This is a genomic window from Methylotenera sp. (assembly GCF_013141425.1).
GTDB lineage: Bacteria > Pseudomonadota > Gammaproteobacteria > Burkholderiales > Methylophilaceae > Methylotenera.
Genome location: NZ_JABFRA010000051.1, coordinates 1 through 25,560 on the forward strand (window position 1 = coordinate 1; position 25,560 = coordinate 25,560).

Genomic DNA, 25,560 nt, shown 5'->3' on the forward strand with positions numbered 1-25,560 from the left:
AAAAATATGACCATGTTTGATTATGTCGTATTGGTCATTATTGGCCTGTCTATTGTATTAAGTATGATGCGTGGCTTTTTTAGAGAGGCTCTAGCGATACTTGGTTGGATTGCGGCGTTTATTGTGGCTAAAACTTATGCAAATGAGATTTTACCAATGATGCCTGACAATATACCCAATGAATCATTACGAATATTAGCGGCTTTTTTGGTACTATTTTTGGCGACATTGCTAGTTACAAGCTTATTGGCAATCGCACTTTCGGCGATTTTTAACAAAATTGGTTTAGGCTGGCTGAATCGATTGTTAGGCGCTTTGTTTGGCTTGGTACGCGGTATATTAATTGTTTGCATTGTTGTTTTTTTGGCTGGTTTAACAGACGTGCCCCAAGATACCCGCTGGCGAAACGCCATGTTTAGCGCACCCGTTGAAGCTTTAGTGATTAGTATGTTGCCTTGGGTGCCCAATAGCATTGCTAAGCATGTTAAATACGACTAAATTAGCACTTAGTTAATTTCAGCTTTAACCTTAGTTAATTTGGGTTTTAACTTGGATGCCTGAATCACAAGCAGTAACGTGGAATGACAGAATGAATTTTAGATTTTTTATTGCAGAATTAATCACTTAAGGCTTTATTCATGTGTGGAATCATAGGCATTGTAGGTAAAAATCCAGTAAACCAACTGTTATACGACGGTTTGCTGGTATTGCAACATCGTGGTCAAGATGCTGCTGGTATTGTTACCACTGATGGCAATACTTTTTTCATGCATAAAAATAATGGTTTGGTGAAAGATGTATTTCAAACGCGCCACATGCGCAGCCTTGTTGGTAACGTAGGCATCGCCCATGTGCGTTACCCAACCGCAGGCTCTTCAAGTGCCGCTGAAGCGCAGCCCTTTTATGTAAATTCTCCATTTGGCATTGTGCTTGGTCACAATGGCAACTTGACCAATTCTGAGCAATTGAAATCCGAAATGTTCCGTCAGGATTTGCGTCATATCAATACTAATTCGGATTCTGAAGTTTTGCTAAATGTATTAGCGCACGAAATCGAAAGAACTTCACGTAATGCAGTTTTGAATACGGATATGGCTTTTGATGCAGTTTCGGGAGTACATCGACGTTGTAAAGGTGCTTATGCTGTTGTAGCAATGATTAATAATTTTGGTTTGTTAGCATTTCGTGACCCGAATGGTATTCGTCCTCTGGTGATTGGTAAAAGCGAGACAGATAAAGGCACGGAATACATCGTAGCCTCAGAAAGTGTTGCGCTGGATGTGTTAGGCTTCCAGTTGGTACGGGACGTGGCGCCAGGCGAAGCTATTTTTATTGATATGGAGGGTAATTTCTTCTCACGTCAATGTTCCGATAACGCAAAACTTAATCCATGTATTTTTGAATACGTTTATTTGGCGCGCCCAGATTCTGTGATTGATGGCGTATCGGTTTACCAAACGCGTTTAGACATGGGTAAAAGTTTGGCTGAAAAAATTAAGCGAGAATGGGCGGATAAGAAAATTGATGTGGTCATTCCAATTCCAGATACCAGCCGCCCAAGCGCATTGCAAGTGGGTATTGCTTTAGGTTTGGATTATCGCGAAGGCTTTATTAAGAATCGTTATATTGGCCGTACATTTATTATGCCAGGCCAAGCCTTGCGTAAAAAATCCGTACGTCAAAAGCTAAATCCGATTGGCATTGAATTTAAAGGCAAAAATGTATTGTTGGTAGATGACTCAATTGTGCGTGGCACAACTTCTCAACAAATTGTACAAATGGCACGTGATGCCGGCGCGAACAAGGTTTACTTTGCTTCAGCTGCGCCTCCGGTGCGTTTTCCGAATGTTTATGGTATTGATATGCCGAGTCGTGATGAGTTGCTTGCAACAGGCCGTACTGACGAACAAATCTGTCAGGAAATTGGTGCCGATGCCTTGATTTATCAAGATTTAGATGCATTGGTAAACGATGTTAAATTGAGTAATCCACATATCAAAAACTTTGATTGCTCCTGTTTTGATGGCAAGTATGTGACAGGTGATATTAATGAAGCTTACTTAACCAACATTGAGTCTGCCCGCGGAGATATTAATAAAAAGCAAAAACCAGCAAATTCCAGCACACAAATGGATTTAAATTTAATCGATAGTTTTGATCAGGAATCGGCTGAAGAGGCTACGGAAGTCAGTTGATTCGGAAATTGAATGCAAAAGAATCTTGACGCCTATTTAGCATCAGACTAAGATTAACTTGCGCTGATTTGAGTGACTTAACTTAATCAAGGTCTTACTCAGCTTGCGGGCGCCTAATAAATTCAGCTAAAGCGAGTTAAAAAAGAACCCGTTTTGGCTAATTGCTTAAACGGGTTTTTTAATGCCGAACCCTTGAAGAAGCACTTCGAGAAGAAATGAGATTATGATGACAACAAACCAATACCACCCAGAAACTTTATCCGTACGTGCGGGTAGCGAAGCCACGCCTTATGGTGAAAACTCGGAAGCTTTATTTTTAAATTCCAGTTTCAGGTTTAAAAATGCTGCTCAGGCGGCTGCGCGTTTTGGTGGTACTGAGCCAGGCAATATTTACTCGCGTTTTACTAATCCTACGGTGTCGATGTTTCAAGACAAACTGGCAGCCTTGGAAGGCGCAGAGCAGTGTGTAGCGACTTCTTCTGGCATGTCTGCAATCTTAGCTTGCGTTATGGGCTTGTGCAATGCTGGCGACCATGTAGTGGCGTCACGTAGTATTTTTGGCACAAGCGTACAGTTGTTTAGCAATATTTTAGCGCGTTGGGGTTTGCAGGTGACCTTTGTTTCACTGACGAATCCAGCCGAATGGCAGGCTGCAGTGACGCCCAAAACAAAACTCTTTTTTGCTGAAACGCCCTCAAACCCATTAACCGAGGTGTGCGATATTCGCGCGCTTGCAGATATTGCACATGAAACAGGCGCCTATTTAGTGGTGGATAATTGCTTTTGTACCCCCGCTATTCAACGGCCTCTAAGTTTAGGCGCGGATATCATCATTCATTCTGCAACTAAATATATTGACGGGCAGGGGCGTTGCTTAGGGGGCGCAGTACTCGGTAGTAAGGTGCTGATGGAGCCCGTCTATGGCTTTTTGCGCACGGCAGGCGTAACGATGAGCGCATTTAATGCTTGGGTGTTCTTGAAGGGATTGGAGACTTTATTTGTTCGCATGGAGGCGCATGCGAGAAATGCGCTGGCTTTGGCGACTTGGCTAGAAGCGCAGCCGCAAGTTGCACGTGTTTATTACCCTGGTTTAAAGTCGCATCCGCAACATGCGCTTGCTTTGCAGCAACAAACTAATGGTGGTGGTATTGTTAGTTTTGAAGTTAAGCCTAAAGCTGGTCAAGCCGAGCAAGAAGCTGCTTGGGCCTTGATAGATGCTACTAAGCTTATTTCAATTACCGCCAATCTTGGTGACGCAAAAAGTACAATTACGCACCCAGCAACGACAACACACAGTCGCGTGTCGGCAGAGGCGCGTCTTGCTGCTGGGATTAGTGATGGATTGGTAAGGATTGCAGTTGGTTTGGAGCATGTGGAAGACCTAAAAGCGGATTTACTTTTGCTAACCAAGTAAACAAAAAACATAAGCACTAATATTGATGGCAAAGCCATTGTTAATCAATGTTAGCGCTACTAATTTGCATGCCTTTCGTGTTAAAATCACGGCACATAAAAACCATTTAAAGTCAGTTTACACATGGATCAATTCGCTAAAGAAACCCTCCCAATCAGCTTAGAAGATGAGATGCGAAGATCGTACCTGGATTATGCGATGAGCGTAATTGTAGGGCGCGCATTACCTGATGTTCGTGATGGTTTAAAACCTGTACATCGCCGTGTTTTATTCGCAATGCACGAACTAAGCAATGACTATAACAAGCCCTACAAAAAATCAGCCCGTATCGTGGGTGATGTAATCGGTAAATACCATCCGCATGGCGACACAGCGGTGTATGACACCATTGTCCGTATGGCACAAGACTTTTCATTGCGTTATATGCTTGTTGACGGGCAAGGTAACTTTGGTTCGGTGGATGGTGATAACGCGGCGGCAATGCGATATACCGAAATCCGTATGGCAAAAATTGCTCATGAATTGTTGGCTGATATCGACAAAGAAACCGTTGATTTTGGTCCTAACTACGATGGTAGCGAGCATGAGCCACTCATCATGCCGGCACGTATTCCAAACTTACTGATTAACGGTAGTTCAGGTATTGCGGTGGGGATGGCGACTAATATTCCACCACATAACTTAAATGAAGTGTTGGATGCCTGTTTTGCCTTGCTTAAAGATACTGAACTGGGAATTGAAGAGCTAATTGATTTGGTGCCCGCGCCAGACTTCCCAACCGCCGGCATTATCTATGGCACTGTGGGTGTTAAAGAGGGTTATCGTACTGGACGTGGCCGTGTGGTGATGCGTGGGCGTACCCATGTGGAAGATTTAGAACGCGGCGGACGCCAAGCGTTGATTGTGGACGAACTGCCTTACCAAGTAAATAAAAAGACTTTCGTTGAAAAAATTGCCGAATTAGTTAACGAGAAAAAAATCGAGGGTATTTCAGATTTACGTGATGAATCCGATAAATCTGGCATGCGTGTGGTAATTGAGCTAAAACGCGGTGAAATTGCCGAAGTCGTGCTGAATAATCTATACAAACAAACACAGTTGCAAGATACCTTTGGTATGAACATGGTGGCCTTGCTAGATGGGCAGCCACGTTTGCTGAACCTCAAGCAAATGCTGGAAGCATTCTTGCGTCATCGGCGAGAAGTCATTACCAGACGCACTGTATTTGAGTTAAAGAAGGCGCGCGCGCGCGGCCATATTTTAGAAGGTCTGGCAGTAGCGCTGGCTAACGTAGATGAAATGATTGCCATCATTAAAGCTGCGCCAACGCCGCCAGAAGCTAAGGTTGACTTGATGGCGAAATCCTGGAAATCGCCAGTGGTTGAAGAAATGCTCAAGCGCGCGGCGATGGAGGCCTCTCGTCCAGAAGGGTTAAGTATTGATTTTGGTTTAACGCCGAATGGTTATAAGTTAAGTGATATTCAAGCGCAAGAGATCTTGCAAATGCGCTTGCAACGCTTGACTGGCCTTGAGCAAGATAAAGTGGTCAGTGAGTACAAAGAGGTGATGGATATTATCGCTGACTTACTGAATATTCTCGCTACACCTGCACGTGTGACAACTATCATTACAGATGAATTGACCGAGATTCGTAAGCAATTCGGCGATAAACGTCGTAGTGAAATCGTTGTAAACGCACAAGATTTGTCGCTAGAAGATTTAATTACGCCGCAAGATGTGGTTGTAACGCTTTCACACACAGGCTATGTGAAATCTCAACCACTCGATGAATACCGTGCGCAACGTCGCGGTGGTCGCGGTAAGCAAGCCGCACCAACCAAAGAAGATGACTTTATCGACAAGATGTTCGTCGCTAACACGCATGATTACATCTTATGTTTCAGTAGTCGTGGCCGTGTGTACTGGTTAAAAGTATATGAAGTACCACAAGGTAGCCGTATTGGTCGTGGTAAGCCGATTGTGAACTTGTTCCCGCTGGAAGAGGGCGAGAAAATTAACGCGATACTGTCTGTAAAGGAATTTGATGAAAATCACTTTATTTTCATGGCAACTGCGCAAGGAACAGTGAAGAAAACAGCCTTACCTGAGTTTGCTAACCCACGTAAATCAGGCATTATCGCCATTAATTTAGACGATGGCGATTACCTGATTGGCGCAGAAGTGACCAATGGTAAAAATGACATTGTACTGGTTTCTAACGGTGGTAAAGCAGTGTGGTTCAGTGAAGATGACGTTCGTCCAATGGGCCGTGCAACACGCGGTGTACGCGGCATGAAATTGGCCTCTAAACAGCGTGTTTTATCGTTACTGATTGCGGCTAATGATCAAGAAACCGTGCTGGTAGCTACTGAAAATGGCTATGGTAAACGAACCGTATTAGCTGATTTCCGTCATTCAGGTCGTGGTACCCAAGGTGTAAAAGCGATTGCAGTTAGTGAGCGTAATGGCTTGGTTGTAGCGGCTAAGTTGGTCAATGAAGACGATGAAATTATGCTTATTACCACTGGTGGTGTGTTGATTCGCACGCGTGTAAAAGAGATTCGTGAACTTGGCCGTGCCACACAAGGTGTGACTTTAATCAATCTTGGAGAAGGCGAAAAATTGTCTGGTCTCGAGAAGATAGTCGAAACGGATGAAGAAGAATCAGCTGAGTAGTCTAGCATTTTGTTTGTATATGGTAGGCAGTTTTTGTAAGGAGGGTAAAACGGTTTTTGCCCTCGCAATTTAATCAATCGTCCACATGGGCAAAACTAAACATTTTGCCCAACCTACGTAACAATTTTTTGATATGACCAAAATATACAATTTTTCAGCAGGCCCAGCGGTGTTGCCTCAACCAGTATTAGCCAAGGCTCAAGCAGAAATGCTAGATTGGCATGGCTCTGGCATGAGCGTGATGGAAATGTCGCATCGCGGAAAAGAATTCATGAGTATTTTAGCTAAAACAGAAGCTGATTTACGAACCTTGCTGAATGTTCCAGATAACTACAAGGTATTGTTTCTGCAAGGTGGTGCCATTGCAGAAAATGCCATGATTCCGCTAAATCTTTTGAATGGTAAAGCAGCAGATTACGCAATTACAGGTGGCTGGAGCAAGCGCAGTGTTGAAGATGCAAGTGCTTATGGCAAAATTAATATTGTCACCAGTACTGAAGCGTATGGTTATACAAATGTATCTGAGTTCTCAAGCTGGAAATTGAACAAAGATGCGGCTTATTTGCATATTTGCACCAATGAGACCATGAGCGGTGTGGAGTATTTAGACCTTCCCAACACCAATGGCGTGCCTATTGTGGCGGACATGTCATCACATATTCTTTCACGTGAAATTGATGTGAGCCAGTATGGTGTGATATACGGCGGAGCTCAAAAAAACATTGGCCCGGCAGGCTTGTGTATAGTGATTGTGCGTGAAGATTTGCTCGGCAAGGCTTCACCGCTCACACCCGCAGTGTTTAACTGGAAAACGCAGGCCGAAAATCAATCGATGATTAACACACCACCCACTTACAGCATTTATATTGCAGGCTTGGTGTTTGAGTGGTTAATCGGGCAGGGTGGTGTGGCTGCCATAGAAAAAGTGAATATTGCCAAAGCAAAATTGCTATATGACTATATCGATTCCACAGATTTTTTTGTGAATCATGTTGCAGTAAAAAATCGTTCACGCATGAATATCCCTTTTTTCTTGAAAGATGAATCGTTAAATGACGCCTTTTTAAAAGGTGCGCAAGAAAATGGTTTGCTGCAACTCAAAGGCCATCGCGCCGTGGGTGGTATGCGAGCAAGTATCTACAATGCCATGCCGATAGAAGGTGTGCAGGCGCTTGTTAGTTATATGAAAGCATTTGAGGCAACACGGTAATATTAATTGCGGTTCGTCGCCTATTACACTTAACCGCCATCCTGAATATTAAACCGTCATTCTGAACTCGTTTCAGGATCCACAACTCATCCCGATCAGATTCTGACCTATCACGTATGAATAATGCGCTTTAGCGCATATATTCTACGGGGATAACCTTTACGGTTACGTCAGAATGACAGTAAACCCCTTAAGAACCCCAGCCCTACAAGCCAATACCTCAGGGCTATTTTCAAACTCACTTCGTGTGTTTGATTCACCTTGTGTCCATGCGGGTCGCAGGGCATGCATTTCATAGTATATTTACTATTTTATAAGCCGCTAGACTCCATGTCGCGCTGTATTTGTAAGGAATCACGGCGTTCTTTACTTTGTTTACTTGCATGTTTACTCCAATTTCATCACTTGACTCAATGTGCTATTGCCTTATTCTCGCCTGATTTTTCGATTTGAGTTTATAATCTTGCTTTGCAATTTATCGAATTGTCAGCTTTTAATTCAATTTACACAAAACTAACCATGAGCGAACAATTAAAACAACACCGCGACCAAATAGACGCTATCGATGAGCAAGTGCTTAAGCTCGTTAACGAACGGGCAAAGCTTGCGCGTGCTATTGGCAGTTTAAAGGACGATGGGGTTATTTATCGACCAGAGCGCGAGGCGCAAGTTTTACGCCGTTTGCAGGGCAATAATGCCGGGCCTCTTTCTAATGAGGCGGTGAGTAATATCTTTCGTGCGGTGATGTCGAATTGTCGTGCGCTTGAAAAAGAGCTCTCGATTGCATTTCTGGGCCCACTGGGGACGTATAGCGAAGAGGCGGCGCTTAAGCAGTTTGGTTTAGGTAGAACTGCGGTTGTTTGTGGCTCCATTGATGAAGTATTTCGTACCTTAGAAGCGGGTTTGGCTGATTATGGTGTGGTGCCTGTAGAGAACTCTACGGAAGGGGCAATTGGTCTCACTTTAGACTTACTGCTGGCGAGTTCGTTAAAAATTTGTGGTGAAATCACCTTACCAATTCATCATTGCTTGCTATCTAAACAAACCGATATTACACAAATTTCGCATGTGTTTTCACATACGCAATCACTTGCACAATGTCATGAATGGTTAAGTAAAACCTTGCCAAAGGCTGAGCGCGAAGCGGTGACAAGCAATGCACGGGCGGCACAGATGATTCATGACTTAGTTTCATCCGATGGTACGTTTGCCGCAGCCATTGCCAGCAAACGCGCTGCAGAACTATTTGATTTAAATATTCTTGCTGAGAATATTGAAGATGACGCTAAAAATACCACACGATTCTTGGTGCTAGGAACGCATGAAGTGGCGGCGTCTGGGGCAGATAAAACATCGATAGTGATGACTTCTAAAAATATCCCAGGTGCGATGGTGCAGCTATTAGAGCCGCTTTCACGGCATGGCGTAAGCATGACTAAATTTGAATCGCGCCCCTCTAAACAAGGCTTGTGGGATTATGTATTTTTTGTGGATATCGAAGGTCATCAAACGGATGCTAAAGTACAAGCCGCACTCGCTGAGTGTCAACGGCGCGCATCTTTTCTAAAAGTGCTGGGTTCATACCCTGTCGCTGTGATTTAAAATTAACTAAGTTTTTAAGGTTTCTGGTATGAGTGCGTCTGGCAATAATCCATCCAACAGTAGCGTTGCAAAGTTAGCGCCTGAATATATTAAGGCGATTGCGCCTTATCAGGGTGGTAAACCCATCTCAGAGCTGGCTCGTGAAATGGGTTTACAAGTAGAAGATATTGTAAAGCTGGCCTCCAATGAAAACCCACTCGGAATCAGCCCTAAAGCGGAGTTTGCGATACAAGAAGCGCTGCTTGATATTGCGCGTTACCCAGATGGCAACAGCTTCGCATTGCGTGAAACTGTAAGCAAAAAATTCAATGTTGCAAATAATCAAATTGTATTTGGTAATGGCTCTAACGATATTTTAGAACTAGCGGCACGTGCTTTTTTAACGGCTGGTTGTGAAGCTATTTATTCTCAACATGCGTTTGCAGTTTATCCCTTAGTCACGCAAGCTACAGGTGCCACAGGTGTAGTTGTGCCTGCTAAGAATTTTGGACATGATTTACCAGCCATGCTTGCAGCGATTACGCCAAAAACACGCATAATCTTTATTGCTAACCCGAATAATCCGACAGGTACTTTGTTAGGTAAAGCAGAATTGTTGGCGTTTTTAAAGCAAGTACCAAAGACTGTACTAGTGGTGCTTGATGAAGCTTATGACGAGTATTTGTCTGCTACCAATAAATCGGAAGCGATTACTTGGCTGAACGAATTTGATAATTTGATTATTTCACGCACATTATCAAAAGCGTATGGTTTAGCGGGGTTGCGCGTTGGCTTTGGTTTGTGCCATGCGGATATCGCCGATTTAATGAACCGTGTACGTCAGCCATTTAATGTGAATAGTGTTGCACAGGCCGCCGCGGTGGCTTCGCTAGCAGACGATGATTTCGTTGAGCGTTCTTATGCACTTAATCAAGCGGGTATGCTGCAATTGACACAAGGTTTTAACAAATTGGGACTAGAATACATTCCGTCGTTTGCTAATTTTGTTAGTTTTAAGGTGAGCAATGCGGCCGCGGTGAATCAAAAGTTTTTGCAAAATGGCGTGATTGTGCGCCCCATTGCCAATTATGAAATGCCAGATTATCTGCGCGTAAGTATTGGATTATTCAGTGAAAATGCACGTTTTTTAGAAGTGCTAGAAGCAATTATTAAAAATTAAAAAAAGTAATCAATCAATGAGTGAATATAAAAAGTTAGCCACAGACGACGTACGCATACGCGAGATTAAGAAGCTAATTACCCCGTTAGAGTTGTTAGATCGCCTTAAAGAAAGCGCAGATTCCACACAAAATATTTTAGCGACCCGTCAACAAATTCATCGCATATTGCATCAAACCGATGACCGTTTACTGGTTGTGGTTGGGCCGTGTTCTATTCACGATACTAAAGCAGGTTTGGAATATGCACGTCGCTTGATGGAAGTTAGAAAGAATCTAGCTTCAGATTTGCTGATAGTGATGCGTGTTTATTTTGAAAAACCGCGCACGACCGTTGGTTGGAAGGGCTTGATTAATGACCCGCATCTGGATGGCAGCTATAAAATTAACGAAGGTTTAGAAATTGCGCGTAAATTTCTATTAGACGTCAATGAACTTGGCATGCCAGCTGGCGCTGAGTTTTTAGATATGATTACCCCGCAGTATGTGGCTGATTTGGTCAGTTGGGGTGCCATCGGTGCGCGTACAACGGAATCGCAAGTTCATCGCGAGCTTACTTCTGGTTTGTCTTGTCCAGTAGGATTTAAGAATGGTACCGATAGTGGTGTGCGCGTAGCGGTAGATGCAATTAAAACTGCTTCTAGCCCGCATCACTTTTTGTCGGTCACCAAAGAAGGCCAATCGGCTATATTTTCAACAGCAGGCAATGAAGATTGTCACGTGATTTTACGCGGTGGCAAAACACCGAATTACGATGCTAAAAATGTGAACGAGGCTTGCGGGAGTTTGTCGATGGCAGGACTTAGACCGATATTGATGATTGATTGTAGCCACGGCAACAGTAGTAAGGATTACCTGCGTCAAAAGGACGTTGCACGTGACATTGCCATGCAGCTATCTAACGGCGATAACCGAATTATTGGCATCATGTTGGAATCACATCTGAACGAAGGTCGACAAGATCACGCACCTGGTTGCGATTTGGTTTATGGTCAATCCATTACCGATGCTTGCCTAGGTTGGGATGATACGGTTGAGTTGCTAGAAGTATTAGCCTCTGCTGTGCGAGATCGTCGTCTAAAAGTTAAGTAAGGTTAGCCGTTACCTAATTGGTATCATGAATTTACTTAGTGTTTAATCAGTAAGTTTGCAGTGTCTGGATAACTAAATAGGGCGCATGATTCGTTTCACGTTGTAGCGATAAAGAAATAAGCAACAACGAATTAACTTAACTACTAAAAAGGAAAATTATCATGTGGACAACTCCAGCTGCTACTGAAATGCGTTTTGGCTTTGAAGTTACAATGTACGTAATGAATAAATAATTAGCCTTAATGCTAAATAAAAAAGGCTGCCGTAAGACAGCCTTTTTTTATATAAAAAGCTTTTGTTGATTGGCTGATTCAAGTTTAAATTGTAAGTTTTTCATTCAAATTATTTAGTTAAGTAGAATTGTAGATTGATATGCATATACATGTATTAGGTGCTGGTGCAGGCGGTGGTTTTCCGCAATGGAACTGCAACTGTTTTAATTGTGACGGCTTACGCAAGGGTGCTATAAAAGCCACAAAACGCACGCAATCCTCAATCTGCGTGAGTAGTGACGGTGTTAACTGGGTGCTATTTAATGCTTCACCGGATGTGTTACAACAAATCCAAGATTTTCCAGCGTTGCAGCCAGCACGCGCCATGCGTGATACAGGCATTCAAGCCATCATATTGATTGATGCGCAAATTGACCACACCACAGGCTTGTACATGTTGCGTGAAGGGTCAGTAAAACGCGAAATTTACTGTACAGATATGGTTTACGGTGATTTAACTTCGGGTAATCAAGCGCTTAATATTTTGGGGCATTATTGTGGCATTAATCATCATCAAGTGCCTATTGACGGCAAAACCAGCTTTACGATTCCCAATGTACCCAATTTGAAATTCACTTCAGTTGCACTTAAAAGTGCTGCACCGCCTTATTCGCCTCACCGTAATGACCCGCAAGCTGGTGATACGATTGGTGTATTAATTGAAGAAATCAGTACGGGTAAAAAGTGTTGGTATTCTCCTGGCTTGGCTGAAGTTGAGCCACATTTGCCTGAGCTAATGAATCAGGCGGATTGCATCATGGTAGATGGTACATTTTGGACAGATACCGAGATGATTGATTTGGGCTTGATGACTAAGACAGCACGTAGCATTGGGCATAATCCACAGACTGGCAAAAACGGCATGATTGAAGATTTAGACAAATTTGGTATGAATGGAAAATCAGTGCGTAAGGTGTTGATACATATCAATAACACCAACCCCATTTTAAGAGAAGATTCTGCCGAACGTGCAATTTTAAACGAACATAAAATTGAAGTGGCCTTTGATGGCATGGACATCATACTTTAGGAGATTCAAATGAACGCAATGACAAACAATCAGTTACCTTGGACACGTGAAGAGTTTGAGGCTAAATTACGCGAAAAAGGTAAAGGCTACCATATTTACCATCCAATCCATGTGCTGATGTACGAAGGTAAATTAACACAAGCACAGATGCAATCTTGGGTGGCAAATCGTTACTATTATCAAATCGCCATTCCGATGAAAGATGCTGCGATTCTTTCTAACTGTCCAGACCGAGAAATTCGTCGTGGCTGGATACAACGTATTTTTGACCACGATGGCAGTGGTAACATTGCGGAAGGCGGCGAGGGCGGTATTGAGGCATGGATTCACTTAGGAGCGGCTGTAGGCCTTAGTCGTGAAGATATTATGTCACTTAAACTCATAGCACCAGGTACACGTTTTGCCGTCGACGCTTACATCAACTTTGCAAAACAACGTTCATGGCAAGAGTCTGTGTGTTCTAGTCTAACGGAGCTGTTTGCACCACACATCCACCAACAGCGCATTGATTCATGGCCAGATATGTACCCATGGATTAATAAAGAAGGTATGCAGTATTTTAAAAATCGTTTAACCCAAGCACGCCGCGATGTTGAACAAGGCTTAGCCGTTACCTTGGAGTATTTTAGCCAAAGTCGCGCTATGCAAGAGCGTGCCTTGGAGATTCTGCAATTTAAGTTGGATGTATTGTGGGTGATGGCAGATGCCATTATGTTGCAAAGCACAGATATTAAAGTAGAAGGACGTGATTACTTGCGTCAACCTGTGTTGAACGTAAGCTAAAAGTTATTCATTAAGAATTAGAAAATGACCAATAAAATACAACATACCGATACCTACACACTTGCGCCTCATCATCGCTTTCAATGGGAGGAGGCGCAGCAGAACTATGTGATACTTTTTCCAGAAGGCATGGTCAAACTGCACGGCGGGGCAGGCGAAATACTAAAACGTTTAGATGGAAAAGTCAGTGTTGGCGATGTGGTGGCTGATTTAAAAGCGACTTTTCCTGATGCTGAGAATATTGAAAATGATATTGTCGGTATGTTTCAATTGGCGGTAAGCAAGGGATGGCTACGTAAAATTTAGGAGTAGTAACAAATGACACAAGCCTCTTTGGGTGAATCGGTGGTACAAAAAACTGTGCATGCGCAGCAAAATAACGGCGTGGCGGCTTCTGCTACGCATACTCAGCCTTTGTGGTTGCTGGCAGAAGTGACTTATCGTTGCCCTTTGCATTGTGCTTTTTGCTATAACCCAACCGATTACGATAAACATACGCAAAATGAGCTGACTACGGAACAATGGATTCAAACCCTGCGTGATGCACGCAAGCTAGGGGCAATTCAACTGGGTATCTCAGGCGGCGAGCCGCTGTTACGTTACGACATTGAAGACATTGTCATTGAAGCAAAAAAGTTGGGGTATTACAGCAACTTGATTACCTCTGGTGTCGGTCTAACGGAGAAGCGCATTCAAGCGTTTAAAGACGGTGGCTTGGACCATATTCAGCTTTCTATGCACGACATCACAGAAGAAATTAATAATTTCATTACCAATACCAAAACCTTTGAATTGAAGAAAAAAGTAGCGGCCATGATTAAAAATCATGGCTACCCAATGGTGCTGAATGTGGTTATCCATCGCTACAACATCGGTCACATGAAAGAGATTTTGGAAATGGCGGAGGCCTTGGGCGCTGATTATATTGAGCTGGCAAATACACAGTATTACGGCTGGTCACTGGTAAACCGCAGTCAGTTGATGCCAACAAAAGAGCAGGTTGATGAAGCCGAAGCGATTACCAATACTTTCAGAGCTAACCCAAATAACAAAATGAAGATTTTCTTTGTTGTGCCAGATTACTTCTCTGATCGCCCTAAAAAGTGCATGAATGGTTGGGGTGAGGTCTTTATGATTGTGACAGCGAATGGCGATGTATTGCCTTGCCATTCCGCCCGTTCATTGCCGAATATGCAGTTTCCGAACGTGCGCGACTCAAGCTTAGAATATTCATGGAAAGACTCGCCTGCGTTTAATAAATACCGTGGTGAAGATTGGATGAAAGAGCCTTGCCGCAGTTGTTCAGAAAAGAAAAATGACTTGGGCGGTTGTCGATGCCAAACATTCTTACTGACAGGCGATGCAGATGCAGCCGATCCTGTGTGCAGCAAATCGCCTCATCATCATTTGATTGAAAAAGCGATTGAAGACTCAAAAAATCCAACTATCGTAGCGCAACCGATTGTGTTTCGAAATGATAAAAATTCCAAAAGAATTATTGCGGGAGAGCTTAAAGAGCGGGTCGAGGAGTTTCATGCCTTGCCATAATTAATTCATCATTTACAACACAACAACACATTATGTGGTTAAATTAAACGCGTATTGCTGATTGAAACAGCAGCGCGTTTTTTTATTTAGACCGGCTCCTAGAGAACTTAACCTTGAAACATCAATCCTCACCTTTTGTTTTATCTTTAGTGTTGGCAAGCCTAGCTGCCTTGGCACCTTTTGCTATCGATACTTATCTACCCGCATTTCCAACCCTAGAAATCGCGTTAAATGGAACGTCACTAGAACTTCAACAAAGCCTGACTTTTTACTTGTTGCCCTATGCCTTAATGACTTTGTGGCATGGTGCGATTTCAGATTCAGTTGGGCGTATCACCACAATTAAATGGGGTTTGGGAGTTTTTGTACTTGCTTCTATCGGCTGTGCTTTTGCTCCCAACGTTGAAACGCTTTGGTTCTTTCGCGTATTACAAGGCCTTTCTGGCGGAGCCGGCAACGTGGTGGCACGCGCCATGGTGCGTGATTTGTTTGAAGGTGCACAAGCGCAACGTATGATGGCTACAGTACAAATGTTGTTTGGTATAGCCCCTGCCGTGGCACCTATGATTGGCGGCCTGATGCTTGGTATTCATTGGCAGGCAATTTTTATCTTTTTGGCATTGTATGCGGGGCTGAGTTTGTGGGCGGCGATACATTATTTGCCAGAAACGATGCCTCAACAAAAACGTGTGCCACTTTCAGCCAAGCAGGTGATTAAAGACTATCGTCTTATTTTTAGTGATAAAGAATTCAACTACTTGGTGTTTGCCTTGGGGGCCAATTTTGCGGGTTTTTTTATTTATGTGTTGGCCAGCCCAGTTTTTTTAGTAAAGCAACTTGGTTTAAGTGAACATCAGTTTAGCTATATGTTTATTCCAACAGTTTGTGGCATGGTATTGGGCTCTTATTTGGCAAGGCGCGCAGCAGGGCGCTATTCAAGACAGCTTGTAGTTAAGTCAGCTTTCGTCTGGATGGCTGTGATGGCGCTACTGAATTTACTGATTTGTTTTATCTTTCCCACTAGCGTGTTGCTTAATATTTTGCCAATCGCATTGTTTAATGTTGGCATGGCATTAGCGATGCCCGTGTTGTCGTTAGCGGCACTAGACCGTTATCCAAAAATACGAGGTACGGCGGCCTCAGGACAAGCGTTCATTCAGATGTTGTTGTCTACGGTGTCTGCTGGTCTAATCGCACCCCTTGTATGGTATGCACCTTCTGGCTTAGCTCTAGCCATGGCGGCGTATTTAGTGTTTGCCTGGCTGATGGTACGTAACAGTGAATTATGGGCTGGCAAGTAAATTATATTGCATCTTGATTGTCTAGCTTATTTTGAGGCTGATATTGGTTGCGGAATACGATTGAATTGTTATTTAAACTAGCCTATTATGAAATTAAATATTGCTTGAAATAATGTGTGTTAATCACCAAAGGAGATTGTCATGAATAGAAGAGAATTATTACTAGGCAGCGTAGCGTTAGCTGGCACTGCTTTCGCAAATCGCGTTCAATCTGCTGAAATGAATCATGAGCATCACCACCATGAGATGTCGCTAAACGCAGCGCTGGTAACGGCTGCTGCAGACTGTGTTCAAAAAGGGCAGGTATGCCTGAATCACTGTTTATTCTTGCTAGGCAATGGCGATAAAGCAATGGCAGATTGTGCTAAGAGTGTGAACGAAATACTGGCGTTATGCGGTGCATTACAAGGTCTTGCGAATCAGGAATCCACTTACCTACCTAAATTGGCTAAAGTAGCCATGGACGCCTGTAAAAAATGTGAAGATGAATGCAAGAAACATGAAGACAAGCATGAGGCCTGTAAAGCCTGTGGTGAGAGTTGCGCCGCCTGTTATAAAGAATGTAAGAAAATCGCAGTTTAACTTTGCATTAATTATCACCAATTCACCAGTGGCGCGTAGGTGATAACGTAAGAGCGGATATCAATGAATAAACTTAAAAATGAAGCCGCATTGTTCAAAGAAGCGTTAATCGCTGGCGTTAAATATGCCGAAGGGCGGGGTGTGGTGGAGTTTGAAGCAACCGATTCAATGAGCGAAAAACTGCTCTATATTTACAGGCTTCTGGTGCATGATAAAGTAATTCAGCCATTACCTGAAGATCAAGTGGCTGAAAAAACATTACGGCATAAGTTGGCCATCTGGTATGCAAAGCAATTACCCAAAGACCACCCTTTACTAAAATAACTTTACTTAAATAATTGTAGTTATTTTTTGGGTATATTTTCTAGCGTCACATAAATCTTCTCAGTTTTTACATCTTTTGTTTCAGCTTTCCATAACAAATACACTCGGCAATCAAATTCAAGTTGATGGTAATTAGGCTCCATGTATCGGCAAAGTTGATAAAAAGCCTTGTCATGGTTCCGCTCTTTTAAGTGCGCCAATTCATGCACAACAATCATCCGTAAAAATTCAGCAGGTGAAGTTTTAAAAAACGAAGAAATCTTGATTTCTTTTTTTGCCTTTAATTTGCCACCTTGAACGCGAGATATCGCTGTGTTCAAACCCAAAGCGTGATGGTCTATGCTTAATCGATTGTCGTAATGCACTTTGTCAAGCAAAGGCGTATTGCGCAAAAATGCTTGTTTAATCTCGGTGCTATATTCATACAAGGCCTTATCCGTTTGTATGGTGTGAGAATGCGGGTAACGTTGGTTAATATAATCTCCCAGCATATTCTGAGACTGTAACTGCCGAATTTTGTCTTGCAGCTCGCTGGGGTAGTGTTGCAGAAATTTGAGAGGTGGCTTCATTGCATATTTTTTTTATGAATTGGTCACACTGAAAATTAAGCTTAAAAGTCTTTGCATCTTGAGTTTAATCTTTGTTGTTAGATTGTAAATTACGACCAATTGCAGGCTTTGTTTCTTAAATTGAATTCTACTTCGCCTAATTATAATGAGTTATATCGTATATCACCTCGGTATTTATAAAGTGGTATTTTTATAAATTTATATTGAGGGTGCTATTTGTAACTAGTCACTTGATTATCGGGTGTGAAATATCTCGATGCATTTTCAAGGTAATAAGAAATTGGAGTAAAAAATGAATAATGATCGTGAACATATTGCACTAAGTGCATATTTAAATCTTTTGGAAAGAAATGGAATCAGTAAAATGCTGATTCGTCAGCGTGAGTTGGTAATTTTAAAGCTCATTCCTTATCTTGAAGAGATTCATACCGATGGCTTTTCATTTAGAAATGCGGTGGATACCTATTTCAAACAGATTGATCAATCTCAGTGGGCCACTTGTTTGCCAGTGATTCGAGATTATTTTTCATTCTGGAGCAATGATATCAAGGCAATTATTGCACTAAATCAAGATCATGCGTTTGGTGTAAATCCAACGGAATGGGCGCCGATTGAGGCAGACTTAAAACAGTTATGGAATTCCTTGGATGAGATTATCTTAACGACTTCTGAAGCACAACCATTAGAATCTTATGAAATGGAACTGCGTAAGAGTGGGGCTGATGATTTTTTTGTGGTGGCTTGTAAAAAACTGGTTAAGTTATTATTGCTGCTACTAAGAAGCGCGCCGCATAAACAGCCCGTAGCTTACCGCAAGGCTTTGGATGCAAACCTGACTTTATTTTCATCGGCTGAAGCTTATAAAGTTTCATTAAAAGTTGGTCGGGAGTTTTACTACTTCTGGAAAGGCGATGCTAGTGCACCTAATTTCATGCAGCCAGCACTTGCAATGGCGGCTTAGCGCAAGTCGTTTTCTGACAATAAAAAAGGAGACTAAGGTCTCCTTTTTTAGTTTTAGATTAATTGCTTGGTACTTATTCAATAAGTAAATCACGTTTACCTGCTACGCCATTCATGGCTTCAGCGTCTTCTAGCGCGGCTTTGCGAGATGTGATGACTGGCCACAACTCTGCTAAACGCGCATTTAAGGCAATAAATTCTTGCTGGTCAGCTGGGACGTCATCTTCAGCAAAAATCGCTTCAGCCGGACATTCTGCAACGCACAGCGTGCAGTCAATGCACTCATCAGGATTGATTGCTAAAAAGTTTGGTCCTTCAACAAAACAATCGACTGGGCATACATCCACGCAGTCAGTAAATTTACATTGAATACAATTTTCGGTAACGACGTAAGTCATTTTTGTTCCTTGAGTACTTAAAAAAGTGCTTAAAATTTTAAAGCGGTATTTTAATTGATTTTTGTTGGTTTATGAAAGGGAATTAAATAATCATTCCAGCACCTACCGTATTATTAGTGCTTTCATCAATTATGATAAACGCCCCAGTGGCGCGATTGCTTGCATAACTGTCTACCATCAGCGGCTGTGCTAGTTTAAAACTGATACGCGCAATGTCATTCATTTTCAAGTCAGTTGTAACTTGCTGTTCTAACGTATTGACATCCACTTTGTATTGTATGTTCCCGACTTTTGCTTTCGATTCGCGGGTCGTATGGCGTACGATGTAGGTACGGGCTGTAGTTAACGGTGTTTCAGACAACCAGCAGACAAAGGCTTCAATTTGTTTTACGGGTGCAATTGTGCTGCCTGTTTTTACAATCATGTCACCGCGAGAAGTGTCGATTTCATCTTCAAGTAATAAGGTGATGCTTTGTTCTGTTTGGGCGTGTTGTAATTGAGTTTCTCCCAATTGAATGGCTTTTACTTTCGATTGGTAGCCATTGGGCAATACGGTAACGGCATCCCCCACGCTAATTTCTCCAGATTCAATGCGTCCCATAAAGCCTCTAAAGTCATGCAAGTCAGCGTCTGCACTGGCGTGCGGGCGGCATACGAATTGCACTGGAAAACGGAACTCTTCGTCACCTTCAGTGTGTGCAGGGGGCGCTGATTCTAGTATTTCGAGCAAGGTTTCACCTGTGTACCAAGGCATATTATCCAGACGATCTACTAGCATGTCGCCAGCTAAAGCAGATAGTGGAATGAAGCGTATGTCTCTTGCTTGCGCAAAGCCGATGTCGTTTGCGAATGCTAGGTAATCTGTACAGATTTTGTCATAAGTGGCTTGGTCGTAATTCACTAAATCCATTTTATTAATGGCTACAACAATATGCTGAATTCCCACTAAATGGGCTAAATAACTGTGGCGGCGTGTTTGTGTCAATACACCACGTCGCGCATCAATTAAGATAATCGCCAAGTTGGCAGTTGAAGCTGCAGTCACCATGTTGCGAGTATATTGTTCATGACCGGGAGCATCAGCAATGATGTACTTACGCGTACCAGTACTGAAATAACGGTACGCCACATCAATCGTAATGCCTTGCTCACGCTCAGCCTGAAGACCATCGGTCAGCAGCGATAAATCTACCGCTTCCATGCCGCGTTTTTTTGAAGTGCGTGACATTTGGTTCAGCGTATCCGCCAAAATAGTTTTGGTGTCAAACAGCAAACGGCCGATGAGCGTGCTTTTGCCATCGTCTACACTGCCGCAGGTCATAAAGCGCAAAAGACTATCGTTGTGTTGTGTTGTTGCATTACTCATTAGAAATAGCCTTCTTTCTTACGTTGTTCCATTGATGCATCTGAAGTTTGGTCGTCTAAACGCGTTGCGCCACGTTCGGTAATGGTGGAGGTTGCGGTTTCAATGACAATTTTAGCTAAAGTATCTGCATCGCTAATTACAGGGGCGGTGCAACTAATATCACCCACTGTTCTAAAACGCACTTGCAAATTGACAATTTCTTCTCCAGCTTTTACTGGGTTGGCGACTCCCCCAGTAACGAGCGGCACATTGACTGGTACGATTGAGTCGCCGCGAATTACTACGTCGCGTTGGTGAGCAAAATAGATGCTTGGTAAAGCTAAGTTTTCACGTTCAATGTATTGCCAAACGTCCATCTCTGTCCAGTTTGAGATTGGGAAAGCGCGAATGTTTTCACCTTTATGTGAGCGTGCATTGTATAAATCCCATAATTCAGGACGCTGATTTTTTGGATCCCATTGGCCAAACTCGTCACGAAAGCTCATGATGCGCTCTTTTGCACGGGCTTTTTCTTCATCGCGGCGTGCGCCACCGATGCAGCAGTCGAAACCAAATTCTTCAATCGCCTCCAACAGAGTTACCGATTGATGTTTATTGCGCGATTCCTCTTCAGATTTTAGTACGACAGTACCACGTTGTATTGAATCTTCTACTGAACGAACAATTAAGCGTTCACCAATTTCTGCGGCACGTTGATCACGAAAATCAATCACTTCTTTGTAGTTATGCCCCGTGTCAATGTGCAATAAAGGAAAGGGGAACTTACCTGGGCGAAAGGCTTTTTCAGCCAGGCGCAAAATGCAAAGTGAATCTTTGCCACCCGAAAAAAGTAATACAGGATTACTGCATTGCCCAGCGACTTCTCGCAAAATATAAATAGCTTCTGATTCTAGCCAATCAAGGTGTGAAAGGGGTTGATGGGCGATGGATTGGTTTGCTGATGCTGTCATTTAATCTCTCAATAAATCTTAAATTAAACCTTAATTTAAATTCTTATTTTTTTATTCTCGTGAATGAGGAATTTATTTTTTTACATGTAGGCCACATTCTTTGTTGGTGGGGTCTTCCCACCACCATCTACCCGCACGGACATCCTCACCTATGGCAATGGCTCTTGTACAAGGCGCACAGCCGATGCTCGGGTAGAATTGGTCATGTAGCGCATTGTAGGGTACTTGGTGCAGATTGATGTAAGCCCAAACCTCTTGTTCGGTCCAGTCGCTTAATGGGTTGAATTTTTCCAGTTGGTTGGCTGCATCAAACTCGCGCACAGGTAAGCTGACACGTGTTGCTGCTTGCGCAGCGCGCATGCCAGTAACCCATGCATTTTTACCTTTTAAGGCGCGTTGTAGTGGTTCTACTTTACGCATGTGGCAGCAATCTTTTCTTAATGTAATACTTTCATAAAATGCGTTAATTCCATGTTTTTTAACATAAAATTCAACAGTATCTGCTTTTGGAAAGTATACATTTAGTTTGGTGTTGTAGTGTTTTTCTGTTTCCGCAATTAAGTCGTATGTTTCAACTGGCAAGCGACCAGTATCGAGTGAAAAAATCTCGATGGCCAATTGGTTCTTTAAAATGATGTCAGTAAGCACCATGTCTTCCGCACCAAAACTATTCGCAAAGGTAATAGCCTTTAACTCGGTACTGGCATTTTGCAATAATAAGATTGCTGCTGCCGTTTTTTTGTTAACACTGGCAACAAGTGCATCGGTTAACTCTGGCTTAATGGCAGGATTGCTTGCTACAGGCTTTAGCATGGAAACAGTATTGCTCATGTTATGCAGTTCGGTTGTAGCGTTTAAACACTGGATTTGGATTATCGACGGCACCTTGATAGGGTTGGCTGAAGTCTTTTAAACTCGCTAAAGCATCCTGCGCAGAGCGATCTGCACGAATTACATAGCTGCTGAATCCGCTACGTTTTAAAAAGAAAAGTTGGTCGCGTAACACATCGCCAAAAGCGCGGAGTTCATTTTTAAAACCATAGCGAGTGCGCAAGAGTGAGCCTAATGAAAAAATGCGGCCGTCAGCAAAGCGCTCTACATGCACGGCAATAATAGGCAAACTGTTAATATTACTTACGCTGTTTAATAAATCTTCCAGCAGTTCGTGTGTATCAACCCAAATGCCAACTTCATTGGCATGCAAACGTTGCTCAAGCTCAGGTTTGCGGGCAATATAAACGCTCAACGGTACGATGATTTTTCCTGTAGCAGGTATTGCCGTTCCAGAAATTTGCTCTTCTGTTACCGTTTTTTCACCAGTAAGCTTAAATAACACAACCTTGCCAGCTTGCTTGCGATCTGCAATTTGGCTGGCAGGTAATCTAACTAGCGTCCATTCATCATTCGCTAACGTGTCGTTAATGATTAAGTTACTCATACTGTTACCTCGACCTTATTTGCGTTTTTTTCCGCATAAACGTGTGCCTTAAATGGTGCAATGCCCAAGCGTTTTGCGGTGTCGATAAAGCGTTCTTCTGCAGTGCGCTCTTTAATATAGACCTCAATTAATTTCTGCACGACACTCGGCATTTCTTCGGCGGAGAAAGAAGGCCCAATCACGTTACCAATTGAAGCATAGTTGCCTTGGCTACCTCCAATTGTGACTTGATACCACTCAGAACCGTCTTTATCAACACCGAGAATCCCAATGTGACCGATGTGGTGATGTCCGCAGGCGTTCATGCAACCCGAAATGTTGAGTTCAATATCCCCGATGTCATGCAAATAATCTAAATTATCAAATTGCTGCTGAATTGCCACAGCAATGGGAATGCTCTTAGCATTGGCAAGGGAGCAGAAATCACCCCCTGGGCAACAAATAATATCGGTTAACAAGCCGATATTCGGCGTTGCAAGACCATGCGCACGGGCCTTTTCCCATACGGTCAATAAATCGCTTAGTTTTACATCCGCTAGAATTAAATTTTGCTCATGTGATACGCGCAATTCACCAAAGCCATATTTTTCAGCTAAATCTGCCACGACATGCATTTGTTCCGATGTTGCATCGCCTGGTGCTGAGCCATGCGGTTTTAGGGAAAGCGTTACAGCCCGATATCCCGGTGTTTTGTGGGCATGTATGCTACGTTTCACCCATGTAGCGAATGCAGGATTACTTGAAATGGCCGCATCAAAGCTTGCATCTTGAGCGGGCAGATTTTCATAAGGCATGGCTTCAAAGTGCTTAGAAACACGCGCTAACTCAGCTTCAGTGATGGTGTTTGGCGCATCTTTTAGATGTGCCCATTCCGCTTCGACCTGACGTTTAAATTCATCGATACCAAGCGCTTTGACTAGTATTTTTATGCGCGCTTTGTAAGCGTTATCGCGCCGACCATGTAGATTGTAAATACGGATAATGGCTTCGCAGTAAGTGAGAGCATGTTGCCATTCAAGATGTTCGTGAATTACAGTGCCCAGAATTGGTGTGCGACCTAAACCACCGCCTACCCATACTTTAATGGCAAGTTTGTTGTTCTTGTCTAGAAAGAATTCCATTCCAATGTCGTGCATTTGCACCACGGCACGGTCATCTTTAGTGCCAGACACCGCAATTTTGAATTTACGTGGCAACAGTGCAAATTCAGGATGAAACGTACTCCATTGACGAATAATTTCTGCCAGCACACGTGGATCAACAATTTCATCTGGTGCAACACCTGCAAATTGGTCTGTCGTGATGTTTCTTATGCAATTGCCTGACGTTTGAATGGCATGCATTTCTACTGTTGCAAGTTCTGCAAGGATGTCAGGCGTATCCTCAAGTTTTGGCCAGTTTAATTGTAGGTTTTGTCGCGTGCTAAAATGACCGTAGCCTTTATCGTATTTTTTAGCGATGTCAGCCAGTTTATGTAATTGTTTGCTTGATAGCATGCCATAAGGAACGGCAATTCGAAGCATAGGCGCTTGGCGTTGAATATATAAGCCATTTTGCAACCGCAATGGCCGGAATTCATCTTCAGTGAGTTCCTTTGCTAGATAGCGACGCGTTTGGTCGCGATATTGCTCTACACGTTCATTGACGATTTGTTGATCTATTTCATCGTATTTATACATGGATAGTTGTGTTTCTTGAATATGTTTAAAATTACTGTATTTTTCAAATTAATGTTACTTATGCTAAAACAAACTTAAAGCCAATGATCAGTAACAGTGTTGCCAGAATTGGCCGTAATACTTTTTCTGGAATTTTAACGCTAATATGACTGCCAACCCATATTCCAGGTAAAGAGCCTATTAATAAAGTACCCAATAATGCAAAGTTTACATGGCCGAGAGTCCAATGCCCAAAACCAGCCACAGCAGTGAGTGGAATCGCATGTGCTAAATCGGTACCAACAACTTTTAAAGTACTCATTTTAGGGTATAAAAATAACAATGCTAAAGTGCCTAATACCCCTGCGCCAACCGACGAAATCGTGACTAGTGCCCCTAAAGTTACGCCAACTAAAACTGTCAGCGGCACTTGCACTCGCTTAAAGCGACCACTACTGATTAAACTGTCTTCAATTTCTCGAATTTGTTTACGTGTGATATAGCTACGAATCAGTAATGCAATCGCGGTTAAAATGAGCGCAACACCAAGAGTGTAGGTAATTATACCAGTGACATCTTTTTCAATTTTAATTAAATGTTTAATTACAAAAATAGTTACAATCGCCGATGGTATGCTGCCAAGCGACATCCAACCTACAACACGCCAATCAACAGATTTATGCGTGTTATGATGTACGAATACACCACCAGTTTTAGTGATGGCTGCGTAAAGTAAATCAGTTCCAACTGCAACGGACGCTTTAAAACCAAATAAAAACACGAGCAAGGGAGTCATTAATGAGCCGCCGCCCACGCCTGTTATTCCCACCAGTAAGCCTACTGAGAAGCCCGCAATCACATAACCAAATTCCATATGGAGTATCCGTTATTAAAAAAATCGTTTGATTACAAACGTGCGAACTATAGCAGTAAATAATAATTTTTTTTAGAATATGTTATTCTATGCGTATAATTTTTAGTTATATTAAAATTCCTTACGCTTATAAAGAAAATTTAGCGGAATCATCACTCTAT

General features: G+C 42.7%; 25 protein-coding genes. 17 read left to right on the forward strand and 8 right to left on the reverse strand.

Annotated elements, in window-relative coordinates:
• The first annotated feature begins 6 nt into the window (after positions 1-6).
• The 16 genes from HOO90_RS04065 (at position 7) to HOO90_RS04140 (ending at position 17,186) form a co-directional block, all read left to right on the forward strand.
• On the forward strand, positions 7-498 hold the full coding sequence (locus tag HOO90_RS04065) for a CvpA family protein (protein WP_292839761.1): 492 nt from the start codon (positions 7-9) through the stop codon (positions 496-498).
• A 140-nt stretch (positions 499-638) separates the two neighbouring features.
• On the forward strand, positions 639-2,195 hold the full coding sequence (purF, locus tag HOO90_RS04070; protein ID WP_292839721.1) for an amidophosphoribosyltransferase: 1,557 nt from the start codon (positions 639-641) through the stop codon (positions 2,193-2,195).
• Positions 2,196-2,421: 226 nt separating this feature from the next.
• Complete coding sequence (locus HOO90_RS04075; protein WP_292839723.1) at positions 2,422-3,609, forward strand: O-succinylhomoserine sulfhydrylase; 1,188 nt, start codon at positions 2,422-2,424, stop codon at positions 3,607-3,609.
• 123 nt (positions 3,610-3,732) lie between these two features.
• Complete coding sequence (gyrA, locus tag HOO90_RS04080) at positions 3,733-6,285, forward strand: DNA gyrase subunit A (RefSeq protein WP_292839725.1); 2,553 nt, start codon at positions 3,733-3,735, stop codon at positions 6,283-6,285.
• A 133-nt stretch (positions 6,286-6,418) separates the two neighbouring features.
• Positions 6,419-7,495, forward strand: coding sequence for a 3-phosphoserine/phosphohydroxythreonine transaminase (gene serC / locus HOO90_RS04085; RefSeq protein WP_292839727.1), 1,077 nt, complete (start codon positions 6,419-6,421; stop codon positions 7,493-7,495).
• A 519-nt stretch (positions 7,496-8,014) separates the two neighbouring features.
• On the forward strand, positions 8,015-9,097 hold the full coding sequence (pheA, locus tag HOO90_RS04090; protein ID WP_292839729.1) for a prephenate dehydratase: 1,083 nt from the start codon (positions 8,015-8,017) through the stop codon (positions 9,095-9,097).
• A gap of 28 nt (positions 9,098-9,125) precedes the next feature.
• The gene (gene hisC / locus HOO90_RS04095; protein WP_292839731.1) at positions 9,126-10,256 is read left to right on the forward strand and encodes a histidinol-phosphate transaminase; all 1,131 of its coding nucleotides are present in this window, start codon (positions 9,126-9,128) and stop codon (positions 10,254-10,256) included.
• A gap of 16 nt (positions 10,257-10,272) precedes the next feature.
• Entirely contained in the window at positions 10,273-11,346 is a 1,074-nt protein-coding gene (locus HOO90_RS04100) for a 3-deoxy-7-phosphoheptulonate synthase (protein WP_292839733.1), read from the forward strand.
• Positions 11,347-11,507: 161 nt separating this feature from the next.
• Positions 11,508-11,579, forward strand: coding sequence for a pyrroloquinoline quinone precursor peptide PqqA (pqqA, locus tag HOO90_RS04105; RefSeq protein ID WP_012777389.1), 72 nt, complete (start codon positions 11,508-11,510; stop codon positions 11,577-11,579).
• Positions 11,580-11,718: 139 nt separating this feature from the next.
• Positions 11,719-12,648 (forward strand): pyrroloquinoline quinone biosynthesis protein PqqB, encoded by a 930-nt coding sequence (gene pqqB, locus HOO90_RS04110; RefSeq protein WP_292839734.1) that lies wholly within the window; start codon positions 11,719-11,721, stop codon positions 12,646-12,648.
• 9 nt (positions 12,649-12,657) lie between these two features.
• The gene (pqqC, locus tag HOO90_RS04115; protein ID WP_292839735.1) at positions 12,658-13,431 is read left to right on the forward strand and encodes a pyrroloquinoline-quinone synthase PqqC; all 774 of its coding nucleotides are present in this window, start codon (positions 12,658-12,660) and stop codon (positions 13,429-13,431) included.
• 24 nt (positions 13,432-13,455) lie between these two features.
• On the forward strand, positions 13,456-13,737 hold the full coding sequence (gene pqqD, locus HOO90_RS04120; RefSeq protein WP_292839736.1) for a pyrroloquinoline quinone biosynthesis peptide chaperone PqqD: 282 nt from the start codon (positions 13,456-13,458) through the stop codon (positions 13,735-13,737).
• Between the two features lie 12 nt (positions 13,738-13,749).
• A complete protein-coding gene (gene pqqE, locus HOO90_RS04125; RefSeq protein ID WP_292839737.1) occupies positions 13,750-14,979 on the forward strand; it encodes a pyrroloquinoline quinone biosynthesis protein PqqE in 1,230 nt (409 codons plus the stop codon).
• 113 nt (positions 14,980-15,092) lie between these two features.
• A complete protein-coding gene (locus HOO90_RS04130) occupies positions 15,093-16,280 on the forward strand; it encodes a multidrug effflux MFS transporter (protein WP_292839739.1) in 1,188 nt (395 codons plus the stop codon).
• Between the two features lie 141 nt (positions 16,281-16,421).
• Positions 16,422-16,862, forward strand: a complete 441-nt coding sequence (locus HOO90_RS04135) for a four-helix bundle copper-binding protein (RefSeq protein ID WP_292839741.1) — start codon at positions 16,422-16,424, stop codon at positions 16,860-16,862.
• 63 nt (positions 16,863-16,925) lie between these two features.
• Positions 16,926-17,186 (forward strand): DUF5062 family protein, encoded by a 261-nt coding sequence (locus HOO90_RS04140; RefSeq protein ID WP_292839742.1) that lies wholly within the window; start codon positions 16,926-16,928, stop codon positions 17,184-17,186.
• 20 nt (positions 17,187-17,206) lie between these two features.
• Here HOO90_RS04140 and HOO90_RS04145 read toward each other — a convergent pair whose 3' ends face one another.
• On the reverse strand, positions 17,207-17,755 hold the full coding sequence (locus HOO90_RS04145; RefSeq protein ID WP_292839744.1) for a YgjP-like metallopeptidase domain-containing protein: 549 nt from the start codon (positions 17,753-17,755) through the stop codon (positions 17,207-17,209).
• A gap of 292 nt (positions 17,756-18,047) precedes the next feature.
• On the opposite strand from HOO90_RS04145, the gene HOO90_RS04150 reads away from it, so the two are divergent.
• Positions 18,048-18,716, forward strand: coding sequence for a hypothetical protein (locus tag HOO90_RS04150; protein WP_292839745.1), 669 nt, complete (start codon positions 18,048-18,050; stop codon positions 18,714-18,716).
• A 73-nt stretch (positions 18,717-18,789) separates the two neighbouring features.
• Here the strand turns inward: HOO90_RS04150 and fdxA are convergent, their stop codons facing one another.
• The 7 genes from fdxA to HOO90_RS04185 form a co-directional block, all read right to left on the reverse strand.
• Positions 18,790-19,113 carry a ferredoxin FdxA gene (fdxA, locus tag HOO90_RS04155; protein WP_292839747.1) on the reverse strand — a complete coding sequence of 108 codons (324 nt, stop codon included), beginning with the start codon at positions 19,111-19,113 and terminating at the stop codon, positions 18,790-18,792.
• 82 nt (positions 19,114-19,195) lie between these two features.
• A complete protein-coding gene (locus tag HOO90_RS04160) occupies positions 19,196-20,479 on the reverse strand; it encodes a GTP-binding protein (protein WP_292839749.1) in 1,284 nt (427 codons plus the stop codon).
• Positions 20,479-21,429: a sulfate adenylyltransferase subunit CysD gene (gene cysD, locus HOO90_RS04165; protein ID WP_292839751.1), complete on the reverse strand. Its 951-nt coding sequence runs from the start codon at positions 21,427-21,429 to the stop codon at positions 20,479-20,481. The genes HOO90_RS04160 and cysD overlap by 1 nt, the downstream gene beginning before the upstream one ends.
• Before the next feature lie 72 nt (positions 21,430-21,501).
• Positions 21,502-22,260 carry a phosphoadenylyl-sulfate reductase gene (locus tag HOO90_RS04170; protein ID WP_292839753.1) on the reverse strand — a complete coding sequence of 253 codons (759 nt, stop codon included), beginning with the start codon at positions 22,258-22,260 and terminating at the stop codon, positions 21,502-21,504.
• Between the two features lies 1 nt (position 22,261).
• Positions 22,262-22,867 (reverse strand): DUF934 domain-containing protein, encoded by a 606-nt coding sequence (locus HOO90_RS04175; protein ID WP_292839755.1) that lies wholly within the window; start codon positions 22,865-22,867, stop codon positions 22,262-22,264.
• Positions 22,864-24,546 carry a nitrite/sulfite reductase gene (locus HOO90_RS04180; protein ID WP_292839757.1) on the reverse strand — a complete coding sequence of 561 codons (1,683 nt, stop codon included), beginning with the start codon at positions 24,544-24,546 and terminating at the stop codon, positions 22,864-22,866. The genes HOO90_RS04175 and HOO90_RS04180 overlap by 4 nt, the downstream gene beginning before the upstream one ends.
• 58 nt (positions 24,547-24,604) lie before the next feature.
• Positions 24,605-25,399 carry a sulfite exporter TauE/SafE family protein gene (locus HOO90_RS04185; RefSeq protein WP_292839759.1) on the reverse strand — a complete coding sequence of 265 codons (795 nt, stop codon included), beginning with the start codon at positions 25,397-25,399 and terminating at the stop codon, positions 24,605-24,607.
• Positions 25,400-25,560: the final 161 nt, after the last annotated feature.

Coding starts and splice junctions, on each gene's coding strand:
- hisC (WP_292839731.1), top strand. CDS start 9,126: ATGAGTGCGTCTGGCAATAATCCATCCAACAGTAGCGTTGCAAAGTTA.
- HOO90_RS04170 (WP_292839753.1), bottom strand. CDS start 22,260: ATGAGCAATACTGTTTCCATGCTAAAGCCTGTAGCAAGCAATCCTGCC.
- pqqE (WP_292839737.1), top strand. CDS start 13,750: ATGACACAAGCCTCTTTGGGTGAATCGGTGGTACAAAAAACTGTGCAT.
- HOO90_RS04065 (WP_292839761.1), top strand. CDS start 7: ATGACCATGTTTGATTATGTCGTATTGGTCATTATTGGCCTGTCTATT.
- pheA (WP_292839729.1), top strand. CDS start 8,015: ATGAGCGAACAATTAAAACAACACCGCGACCAAATAGACGCTATCGAT.
- HOO90_RS04135 (WP_292839741.1), top strand. CDS start 16,422: ATGAATAGAAGAGAATTATTACTAGGCAGCGTAGCGTTAGCTGGCACT.
- cysD (WP_292839751.1), bottom strand. CDS start 21,429: ATGACAGCATCAGCAAACCAATCCATCGCCCATCAACCCCTTTCACAC.
- HOO90_RS04185 (WP_292839759.1), bottom strand. CDS start 25,399: ATGGAATTTGGTTATGTGATTGCGGGCTTCTCAGTAGGCTTACTGGTG.
- purF (WP_292839721.1), top strand. CDS start 639: ATGTGTGGAATCATAGGCATTGTAGGTAAAAATCCAGTAAACCAACTG.
- gyrA (WP_292839725.1), top strand. CDS start 3,733: ATGGATCAATTCGCTAAAGAAACCCTCCCAATCAGCTTAGAAGATGAG.
- HOO90_RS04100 (WP_292839733.1), top strand. CDS start 10,273: ATGAGTGAATATAAAAAGTTAGCCACAGACGACGTACGCATACGCGAG.
- HOO90_RS04145 (WP_292839744.1), bottom strand. CDS start 17,755: ATGAAGCCACCTCTCAAATTTCTGCAACACTACCCCAGCGAGCTGCAA.
- pqqC (WP_292839735.1), top strand. CDS start 12,658: ATGAACGCAATGACAAACAATCAGTTACCTTGGACACGTGAAGAGTTT.
- HOO90_RS04150 (WP_292839745.1), top strand. CDS start 18,048: ATGAATAATGATCGTGAACATATTGCACTAAGTGCATATTTAAATCTT.
- HOO90_RS04075 (WP_292839723.1), top strand. CDS start 2,422: ATGACAACAAACCAATACCACCCAGAAACTTTATCCGTACGTGCGGGT.
- pqqB (WP_292839734.1), top strand. CDS start 11,719: ATGCATATACATGTATTAGGTGCTGGTGCAGGCGGTGGTTTTCCGCAA.
- HOO90_RS04180 (WP_292839757.1), bottom strand. CDS start 24,546: ATGTATAAATACGATGAAATAGATCAACAAATCGTCAATGAACGTGTA.
- HOO90_RS04160 (WP_292839749.1), bottom strand. CDS start 20,479: ATGAGTAATGCAACAACACAACACAACGATAGTCTTTTGCGCTTTATG.
- fdxA (WP_292839747.1), bottom strand. CDS start 19,113: ATGACTTACGTCGTTACCGAAAATTGTATTCAATGTAAATTTACTGAC.
- pqqD (WP_292839736.1), top strand. CDS start 13,456: ATGACCAATAAAATACAACATACCGATACCTACACACTTGCGCCTCAT.
- HOO90_RS04140 (WP_292839742.1), top strand. CDS start 16,926: ATGAATAAACTTAAAAATGAAGCCGCATTGTTCAAAGAAGCGTTAATC.
- HOO90_RS04175 (WP_292839755.1), bottom strand. CDS start 22,867: ATGAGTAACTTAATCATTAACGACACGTTAGCGAATGATGAATGGACG.
- serC (WP_292839727.1), top strand. CDS start 6,419: ATGACCAAAATATACAATTTTTCAGCAGGCCCAGCGGTGTTGCCTCAA.